The organism is Parvibaculum sp., assembly GCF_049651025.1.
Taxonomy (GTDB): domain Bacteria; phylum Pseudomonadota; class Alphaproteobacteria; order Parvibaculales; family Parvibaculaceae; genus Parvibaculum.
In genome coordinates this window covers 24,861-34,568 of sequence record NZ_JBASBH010000046.1, presented here as the reverse complement: position 1 = coordinate 34,568, position 9,708 = coordinate 24,861, and the positions used below count along the sequence as shown (strand labels likewise).

Genomic DNA, 9,708 nt, shown 5'->3' with positions numbered 1-9,708 from the left:
CGCGTGCTCGACGCGGCGCTCGATGCATCGCCCGACGCGCCGGTGCCCGCCGCGCTCGTCTCGCGCATCATGGCGGCAAGGCCCCGCCCGATCATGGATTCCATCGCCGCCATGAATGCGTCGGCGTCGCAGGTAAGCGGCAGCCTCTGGCGGTCGCTGGTTCAGACGATCTGGCCATATGGCTCGCCCGCATTTCCCGCAGGCGCGCTTGTCGCGTCGGTCGTGCTGGGCATCGGCCTTGGCATGTCTGCGCCTTCCGCTCTTAGCGCCCTTGGCTCGCCCGCGACAACGACCGTCGCGGTAAATGCGACGACAAGCGCGGCAGGCGAACAGCTCGTCGCTCTGGCGCTTGCCGAAAATGAATACCCGGAGGAATGGAAGAAATGACCGATGCGCCTTCTCCCCAACCCGCAGCGCCCGCTCGCGTGCGCCGCTGGATTGGCCCGGCCCTGCTGGTTTCGCTCATCGTCAACGCCTTCCTCCTCGGGCTGATAGCGGCGGCGACGCTCACGCATCGTCCGTGGCATCACGCTGAGTTTCGCGCACCGCCATTGCCCTTTCTCGGCATGATGCGTCGTGGCACGGCAGATCTGCCGCCGAACGAGCGCGCCTTCATGCGCGACATCATGGTCCAGCAGTTCCCGATCATCCGGCCCTACTACGTCAAGATCGATCAGGCGCGCAAGGAACTCGCCGACGTGATCGCGGCCACGCCATATGATCCGGCAAAGGTCGGCGAAGCCTTCGCCAAGGTCGACGTCGCTCAATCTGAAATGGTGAAAGCGACCCGCGAGGGATTGATCGAAGGCTTCGGCAAGATGAGTACAGAGCAGCGCGCGCGTCTCGCGGCCACGATGCGCAAGCAGGCCGAGCGCCACCTGATGGGCGGACAACCGAATAGACCGGCGCAGCCCTAGGCGCGTAAGCTCTTTCCGGCGAGTGCGAGAGGCCGGACAGCTTATGACCTGGTACCACGAGAGCATGTATGACGCGGGCGCGCCCGCTGGAAGTTTCTGGGAAGATGACGCGCCGCCGCTGCCGTCCGGCGTCGATCTCGGGCCGCTGGATGCAGGGCAGGGCGACACTGTCTGCGATGTTGCGATCATCGGCGGCGGCTATACCGGCCTTTCCGCCGCGCTTCATCTGGCAAGAGATCATCATATCGATGTGCGCCTTCTGGAATCCGGACCGCTTGGATGGGGCGCGTCCGGGCGCAATGGCGGCTTCTGCACGCTGCCGCCCAGCGGTCTTTCACTGAACCAGATTATTCGGCGCTATGGCGAGGATGAGGCGCGGCGCTTCATGGTTTCGCAGGTCGATGCCGTAGACCTCGTGCGGAATCTCGCCCGCGATGAAGGCCTGGACATCCACCCGCAAGGCGACGGCACGCTTCACGTCGCCCATGCGCCGGACAGGTTTCGCGGTCTCGAGGAAGAGGCGACGTTTCTCGGCGGCACATTCGGAATGTCGGTCAAGCTGATGTCGCGCGAGGAAGTTGCCGAAACGGAATATGATTCCACGGAGCAATTCGGCGCGCTTCTCAACTGCACCGGCTTCGGCTTGCACCCCTTGCGTTTCGCACGCGGCCTCGCCGCTGCCGCCGCTCGCCATGGCGCAAAGCTGCATGGCAAGTCGCAAGTCCTGCGATGGGAAAAATCAGGTGCGGAACATCGCCTGATCACGAAGAGCGGAGCGCTGCGTGCGCGCCGCGTCATCGTCGCGACGAATGGCTACACGCAGGATGATTTGCAAAAGCCACTTGCGGACCGTGTCGTGCCGGTGCTCTCGAATATCATCGTCACCCGTCCGTTGACGGATGATGAGATCGCCGCGCAGGGCTGGCGCACGCAGCGCCCATGCAGCAATACGCGCCAACTATTATTTTATTATAGAATGCTGCCCGACCGTCGTTTTCTCTTCGGTGCGCGCGGCGATTTGACGGGCACGCCGCAGGACGGCCTTCGCATGCGCAAAACGATGGAGCGTCGCCTTGGCGAAGTTTTTCCGCATTGGCGCAATATTCCAACAACGCATTATTGGCGCGGTTTTGTTTGCATGACAGCGCGGTTGACGCCCGCAATCGGCCAAATGCCCGATGATTCAACGGTTTATTTCGCTCTTGCCTATCATGGCGATGGGGTTTCGGCGGCGCCCTGGGCCGGGCGCGCATTGGCGCGGATTATTGGCGGTGCAGCCTCTTTTGATGAAATTCCCGCGCCTTTCCGCGGGATTCCACCGCGCATTCTTTTTCCATCACTGCGGCGCTGGTATCTTGGGGTAGCTCTCGGCTACTATCAATTCCAAGACAACTAATCAGTTTTTTGGAATGACAATGAGCGATCGCGAAAAACCGAGCGCCAACGGCCACGCAACACTGGCCGAGTTCAAGGCATTTCTGGCCGAACACGGCGATATTGATTACCTCGATGCTGTCTTTGTTGACATGTGCGGAACCGTCCGTGGCAAGCGTTTTCCCATAGAAGAAGCCGAGCGCGTTTTCACCTCCGGCGTTCAGATGCCGAAGTCGCTTTATTTCTTCGACGTTACCGGCGTCAATGAAGACGTGCTGGGCATGGGTTTCTCGGATGGCGATCCGGACGGTCAGGCCCGCCCGATTTCCGGCTCCATCGTGCCTGTGCCATGGGCATCGATGAAGCAGGCGCAAGTTCTGATGACGATGGAGGATGATGACGGCTCGCCGCTTTTGCTCGAGCCGCGTGTCGTCCTCGCAAACGTCGCAAAGAAGCTCGCCGAGATCGGCTTGAGCACCGTCACGGCCTGCGAATTCGAATTCTATGTCCTCGACCGCGAGCGCGACCGCAAGGGCCTGCCGCAAGCGCCGATAAACCCGGCAACGGGTTTGCGCGAAACCGCAAACGAGGTCTACGGAATAACCGAGCTCGATGGCTTCATGGCGCTGTTGAAAGACATCGACGAAGCATCCGCCAAGCAGGGCGTTCCCGCATCGGGCGCGACGGCGGAATATGCGCCGGGCCAATATGAGATCAATCTCAATCACGAAAACGACGTTCTGCTTGCAGGCGATCACGCCGTCATGCTGCGCCACCTGATAGGTGCCATCACCCGCAAGCACAACTTCGTGGCGAGCTTCATGGCGAAACCCTTCGCCAATCAGACCGGCAACGGGCTGCACGTCCATTGCTCCGTGCTCGACGAGCAGGGCAATAATATTTTCGATGACGGTTCCGATGAAGGCAGCGTCAAGCTGCGCCATGCCATCGGTGGATTGCAGGCAACGCTCGGCGATGCCATGGCCTTCTTCGCGCCGAACCTGAATTCCTATCGCCGCTTCGGGCCGAACCTGTTCGTGCCTGTGAACCGCGCCTGGGGTTACAACAATCGCTCCGTCGCTTTCCGCGTGCCGGCAGGTTCAACTGAAAGCCGTCGCATTGAGCATCGCGTATCGGGCGCAGACGCCAACCCCTATCTCGTTCTCGCCGCGATCCTTGCGGGCATCCATTACGGCATCGTCAATGAGATCGACCCCGGCGAGCCAGCCGAAGGCAATGCCTGCGACGTGATGGACGAGGGTATTCCTTTCTATTTGCCGAGCGCGTTGAAGCGCCTGCGCAACTCGACCATCCTCCGCGAATATCTCGGCGGCCACTACATCGACGTTTATGCCGAGACGAAGCTTCTCGAATTCGAGAAGTTCCAGCGGACGATCTCCCCGCTTGAATATGATTGGTACCTCTGAGCGGGAAGAGCGCGCATTGACTCCCGAACTGGGCATTATTGAAGGCTTCTACGGCAAGCCGTGGACATGGGCGGAGCGCGAGGAAACGGCTGCCTGTCTCGCGCCGCATGGTTATCGCTTCTATCATTTCGCGCCCAAGGCCGATCTGTTCCTGCGCCGCCGTTGGCAAGAGCAGCATCCCGCGGATGATGCCGCAGGACTTGCAAGCCTCTCGCGCAAATGCCGCTCGCTCGGCATGCGCTTCGGCGTTGGCCTCAGTCCTTATGAGATCTATCTCGACTTCAATGAAGGCGTGCGCGACGCGTTGAAGCGCAAGCTCGCCTTCCTCGACGAAATCGGCATCGACGATCTCGCCATCCTCTTCGACGACATGCGCGGCGACGTGCCGGACCTTGCCGAGAAGCAGGTCGAGATCGCCCATTGGCTGAAAGAGCGTAGCGCCGCGACACGCCTTCTCGTTTGCCCGAGCTATTACACCGACGACCCGGTGCTGGATCGCATCTTCGGCAAGCGCCCGGAGGGCTATCTGGAAGAGCTTGGGCAGCGGCTCGACCCGTCGATTGAAATTCTCTGGACGGGGGAGGAGGTCTGCTCGCGCGAATTTACGCCGGGCCATCTCGCTCGCGTCACGAAGCAACTGCGCCGCAAGCCGTTTCTCTGGGACAACTATCCCGTCAATGACGGCCCGCGCATGTCGCAATATCTATATCTGCGCGCCTTCACCGGGCGGCCCGCCAGCATCGGCGCGCATATCGCAGCGCATGGCGTCAACCCTGCCTCGCAGCCCGTGCTGAGCCGCATCCCCGCGCTGTCGCTTGCTGAAAGTTATCGCCTCGGCGATGCCTATCAATATGGCCATGCGCTTCAGGAGGCTGCCGCCACCGTGCTCGGCGCGGACCTTGCGCGACGCGTCGTCGGCGATCTCCTGCTGCTCCACGACACCGGCCTCGACCGTCTCGGTGACGCCGCGCAAAAACTCCGCACACGCTACGCAGCCTTCGACCATCCCGGCGCGCGCGAAATCGTCGCCTGGCTTGACGGCGCCTGGCGCATCACGCAGGAAATCATGGACACGCAATAGAGCCGCTTCCATTTTTCGTGAATTCGCTCTTATCGTCATGCCGCGCCTGATCCGGCATCCATCTTCCTTCGTGTCGGCGAGTGCGGTTGCCCGGCTCACGACCGGAAAAGCTCAGATCGGCAGCGTAAACGTCACGCGCGTGCCGACGCCTTCAGTGCTCTCAATCGCCAGTTCGCCGCCATGCAGCTCCACGAGTGAGCGCGAGAGCGCGAGGCCGAGGCCCGTGCCCTTGTGCTTCTTCGAATGCTGGCTTTCCACCTGCTCGAAGGGCCGCCCGATCTTCGGCAGCGCATGCGCCGGTATGCCGATGCCGCTATCTTCGACCGAGATGTGAACGAACCGGTCGTCCGGTTCCCCATGCACGCGGATCACGCCGCCCGCAGGCGTGAACTTGATCGCGTTGGAAAGCAGGTTGAGCAGCACCTGTTTGATGGCGCGCTTGTCCGCGTCGATCTGCGGCAGCACGGTCGCTTCGTTCAGCACTTTCACCGAAGCGATTTCGGCGCGGCCCGAGACAAGGCGCAACGACTCGTCGATGACGACGGAAAGGTCGGTCGCCTGCTTTTCCAGCGTCATGCGCCCGGCCTCGATCTTCGACATGTCCAGAATGTCGTTGATGAGTTCAAGCAGATGTTGCCCGCTCGAATGAATGTCATGGGCATATTCGGAATATTTCGGCGAGCCGAGCGGGCCGAACATCCCCGTTTCCATGATCTCCGAAAAACCGATAATGGCGTTCAGCGGCGTGCGAAGCTCGTGGCTCATATTGGCGAGGAATTCCGACTTCGACCGATTGGCGCTTTCCGCGCGCGTCTTTTCCGCGGCATATTTTTCGGCAAGATCGACCAACTGCCGCGCCTGATGCTGCAGCTTGAGCCGCGAGGCTTCAAGGTCGCGCACTGTTTTCTCGAGTGCCGACTTGTTGGTCGTCAGCGCCGATTCCTGAACCTTGATCGGCGTGATGTCCGTGCCGACATTCACATGCCCGCCGCTCTTCGTCGGCCGTTCGCTGATCTGCAGCCAGCGCCCGCCCGGCAGACGGATTTCCCAGACGCTTTCCTCGAGCCCGCCCGCGCGCGGCCAGTCCGAGCCGATGCCCGCTTCCGCCATCACATCTTCAAGCGTCGTGCCTTCTGCAATGCCTTCATGGGGCAATTGCAGGAACTCGATGAACTTGCTGTTCGCGGTGACGAGCCTGTTGTCCTCGTCCCACAGCGCGAAAGCCTCGCCGATGCTTTCGATCGCGTCGCGCAGCCGGTCATTGGCGTCGCGCTCGCGCGCCTCGGCAAGCTTCTGTTCGGTAATGTCGATGGTGATGCCGACGAGCCGCTCGCCCGAAATGCGCCCGCCGCCCCATACCTGACCCTTCGCGCGCACCCAGACCCAGCTTCCATCCGCATGGCGCAGGCGGAACGCCGTGTCGTAAGAGCGCGAAGGCCGCGAGGCCGCGCCGATGATGTCGTCGATGGCCTGTGCGTCATGGGGATGGGCCAGCGACTTGATCTCGCTTGGCGACAAACGCTTCGAAGGCTGCCGCAGGCCCAGCATGTCGAACATGGCCGACGACCAGTAGACGCGGTTTGCCGTCAGGTCCCAGTCCCAGATGCCGCAACGCGCACCGGCAAAGGCCATGTCGAAACGCAACTGGTTTTCAACCAGCGCTGCCTCGGCCTCCACCTTTCGCTCGCGCAGGCGCACCAGCATGGTGGCGAGAACGACGTAACCGGCAGAGAGCAGGGCGGCAAAGCCGAGCGTGGGCGAATAGCCGTCCTGCCTGTAAAGCGCAACGGTGATGGCGATGAGGGCAATGCCGGTCAGGATGAGGGCGCTGCGCGCCAGCCATGTGGCAGCGGGTGCGGAGGGACGGCTGCGCCCGACGGCGCGCTCCTGCCAGGCCAATGCGTCCGCGCGCGTGCTCGCTTCTGGAATACTCATATACACCGTGCGCGACGGGCCGCTCTCCGCCTCGCTTCCTTCACCTTGCCTCATTGGGTCGAGCGGACCGGGCGCGAACCGCCGGACAGGCCGCTCATGGGTCGCCCCTCCCGAATCACTCGACGGATTTCGATGATTCGAGTTGAACATGGCTTTGTCCAGAGCGTGGGAAGCTTTGTCCTGAGCGGGCGGGTCGCTTTTTGGAAATCGATGCATTTCAGACTCACCTGACGGGTTTCAAGCTCGGGCACTCTCCCTTGCCGCGAGCCAGCGGGTCAGGCAAGTGTCTTGGTTGCAATCTCGAACACGTCACGCGATATGCCCTCGACGCCGGCAATACGCGCCAGCTGTTTCGACATCAATGCGCGCCGCTTGGGCGCAAACTGACGCCAGCTCTTGAAGGCGCCAAGCAACCGCGCAGCCACCTGCGGATTGAGTGAATCGAGTTCCAGCACCTTGTCCGCCACTAGAGCATAGCCTGCTCCGTCGGCCGCGTGAAAGCGAACCTGATTGGCCGTGGCAAAACTGGTGATGAGCGCCCGCACCTTATTGGGGTTTCGTATGGTAAACGCGGGGTGCCGCAACAACCTGTTGACGTTGTCCAGCGTGCCGGGGAGCGACGAGGTGGCCTGTATCGCCAGCCACTTGTCCATGACGAGATGGTCGTCCTTCCACTGATCGTAGAACGCCGCCAGCGCCTCCTCGCGTTCCGGGCAGTCGATATTGACGAGCACGCCCAGCGCCGCAATCTGGTCGGTCATATTGTCGGCTTCGGCGAAATGCCGGGCGGCAAGCGCCACGCCGTCGCTGCCGGGCAGAATGGCGAGATAGGAAAGGCAGATATTGCGCAAGGCTCGCCGCCCGGCGTGGGACGCATCGGGGCTGTACGGCCCCTCGATCCGCTGGCGCCGATAGGCCGCCAGCAACTCGTCCTTGATCGCGCCGGCAATCGACAGGCGCAAATGCTCGCGCGCCTCGTGAATGGCATCGACATCCACATTCTCGCGAATGAGCTGCGCAATCGTCTGCTCGCCCGGAAGCTGGATCATCTGCGCGACGAAATCCGGATCGAGCTTCTTGTCGGCAAGAAGCTTGCGCGTCATCTCGGCAAACGCTTCGCCCTTGCGCAGCCGCGTGCCCGCCTGCAACGCCTCGACCAGCGAGATCAGCAGGCCGGACGCATAGCGCTGCGACGCTTCCCAGCGGTTGAACGGATCGCTGTCATGGGTCATCAGGAAAACCCAGTCGCGTTCCTTCAAGTTCGCACTCAGCGTGACAGGCGCGGTGAAGCCGCGCAGCAGCGACGGCACGGGCTTCTCCTCGACATTGTGGAAACGGAAAGTCTGCGTCCGCTCGGTCAGGTTCAGAACGCGCGTCGTGCCCTTCGCCTTTTCCTCATCGTCGAGTTGAAGCGCCATATCCTTGCCGTCCGGTCCGACAAGGCCGACAGCGATTGGAATATGGTAGGGCTCCTTCAGCTTCTGGCCCGGCGTCGCCGCGCAGACCTGGCTTATTTTCAGCGTATAGGTCTGCCGCGCCGTGTCGTAGCGGCCTGACACCAGAACCTCCGGCGTCCCGGCCTGCGAATACCAGCGGCGAAACTGCGTGAGGTCGAGCTTGGCGCCATCGGCCAGCGCGTCGAGGAAGTTCTCGACGGTTGCCGCCTCGCCGTCATGGCGCTCAAAGTAAATATCCATGCCTTTGCGGAAGCGTTTCGGCCCCGCCAGCGTATGGATCATGCGCACCAGCTCCGCGCCTTTCTCATAGACGGTCGCCGTATAGAAATTATTGATCTCGATATAGCTGTCAGGGCGCACCGGATGGGCGAGGGGGCCTTGATCCTCCGGGAACTGATGGCTGCGCAGCAGGCGCACATCCGAAATCCGCTTCACGGCTCGCGAGCGCATGTCGGCGGTGAATTCCTGATCGCGAAAAACCGTCAGCCCTTCCTTCAGGCAAAGCTGGAACCAGTCGCGGCAGGTGATGCGATTGCCGGTCCAGTTGTGGAAATATTCATGCGCGATGATCGCCTCGATGGCGGCATAATCCGCATCGGTCGCCGTGTCCGGCCGCGCGAGAATATATTTGTCGTTGAAGACGTTGAGGCCCTTATTCTCCATCGCGCCCATATTGAAGGCGCTGACCGCGACGATCATGAAAATGTCGAGATCATATTCGCGGCCGAAAACCTCCTCGTCCCAGCGCATGGAGCGCTTCAGTGCTTCCATCGCATAGGCGCAACGATCCTCATTGCCCCGCTCGACAAAAATCCGCAACGTCACCTCGCGGCCGGACTGCGTGACGAACTTGTCCTCGACATGCGCAAGATCGCCTGCGACCAGCGCGAAGAGATAGGAGGGCTTGGGGAACGGATCGTGCCATTCGGCAAAATGCTTGTTGCCCGGCAGCTTGCCGCTCGCCGTCAGATTGCCGTTTGACAGCAGGACCGGCGCGAATTTCTGATCGGCAATGATCCGCGTCGTGAACACGGCCATCACATCGGGCCGGTCCAGATAATAGGTGATGCGGCGAAAGCCTTCCGCCTCGCATTGCGTGCAATAGATGCCGCTGGAGAGATAGAGCCCCAGCAACTGCGTATTCGCCTCCGGCCCGCAGCTTGTCAGGATTTCCAGCGTGAACGCGCCGTCGGGCGCATCCGGTATCGTCAGATGCTCGCTATCCGTCTGATAGGCATTGCCGCTCAGCATCTCGCCATCGATCGCGACTTCATGCAGCGCCAGCTTCTGCCCGTTGAGGATCAGCGGTCCGCGCGGAGCGTCCGGGTTGCGCCGCATCTTGAGCGTCGCGCGAACCCGTGTCGTCGCCGGATCGAGATCGATCTCGAGCCTGACGTCCTCGATCAGAAATGCAGGCGGCGCGTAGTCTTTCAGGAGAATGGGGCGCGGATCTTCTGCTCTCATGGGGTGCTCGGTTCTGAACGCGGCGGTTTCCGGCGAGGGGGTGATTTCAACGA

7 protein-coding genes are annotated in these 9,708 nt (G+C 61.8%); 5 read left to right on the top strand and 2 right to left on the bottom strand.

What is annotated here, in order from left to right; all coding sequences use genetic code 11:
* The 5 genes from WA943_RS06045 to WA943_RS06025 form a co-directional block, all read left to right on the top strand.
* A partial coding sequence (locus tag WA943_RS06045; protein ID WP_424468955.1) for a hypothetical protein occupies positions 1-387 on the top strand: 387 nt, incomplete at its 5' end.
* Positions 384-917, top strand: a complete 534-nt coding sequence (locus WA943_RS06040) for a periplasmic heavy metal sensor (protein WP_424468954.1) — start codon at positions 384-386, stop codon at positions 915-917. The genes WA943_RS06045 and WA943_RS06040, both read left to right, overlap by 4 nt.
* A gap of 43 nt (positions 918-960) precedes the next feature.
* Positions 961-2,313, top strand: coding sequence for an NAD(P)/FAD-dependent oxidoreductase (locus tag WA943_RS06035; protein WP_424468953.1), 1,353 nt, complete (start codon positions 961-963; stop codon positions 2,311-2,313).
* Between the two features lie 19 nt (positions 2,314-2,332).
* Positions 2,333-3,718, top strand: coding sequence for a glutamine synthetase family protein (locus WA943_RS06030; protein ID WP_424468952.1), 1,386 nt, complete (start codon positions 2,333-2,335; stop codon positions 3,716-3,718).
* A 16-nt stretch (positions 3,719-3,734) separates the two neighbouring features.
* Complete coding sequence (locus WA943_RS06025; RefSeq protein ID WP_424468951.1) at positions 3,735-4,799, top strand: beta-N-acetylglucosaminidase domain-containing protein; 1,065 nt, start codon at positions 3,735-3,737, stop codon at positions 4,797-4,799.
* A gap of 111 nt (positions 4,800-4,910) precedes the next feature.
* Here the strand turns inward: WA943_RS06025 and WA943_RS06020 are convergent, their stop codons facing one another.
* Both WA943_RS06020 and pepN read right to left on the bottom strand, forming a co-directional pair.
* The gene (locus WA943_RS06020) at positions 4,911-6,734 is read right to left on the bottom strand and encodes a PAS domain-containing sensor histidine kinase (protein ID WP_424468950.1); all 1,824 of its coding nucleotides are present in this window, start codon (positions 6,732-6,734) and stop codon (positions 4,911-4,913) included.
* Positions 6,735-7,009: 275 nt separating this feature from the next.
* Complete coding sequence (pepN, locus tag WA943_RS06015) at positions 7,010-9,655, bottom strand: aminopeptidase N (RefSeq protein ID WP_424468949.1); 2,646 nt, start codon at positions 9,653-9,655, stop codon at positions 7,010-7,012.
* Between the last annotated feature and the right edge of the window lie 53 nt (positions 9,656-9,708).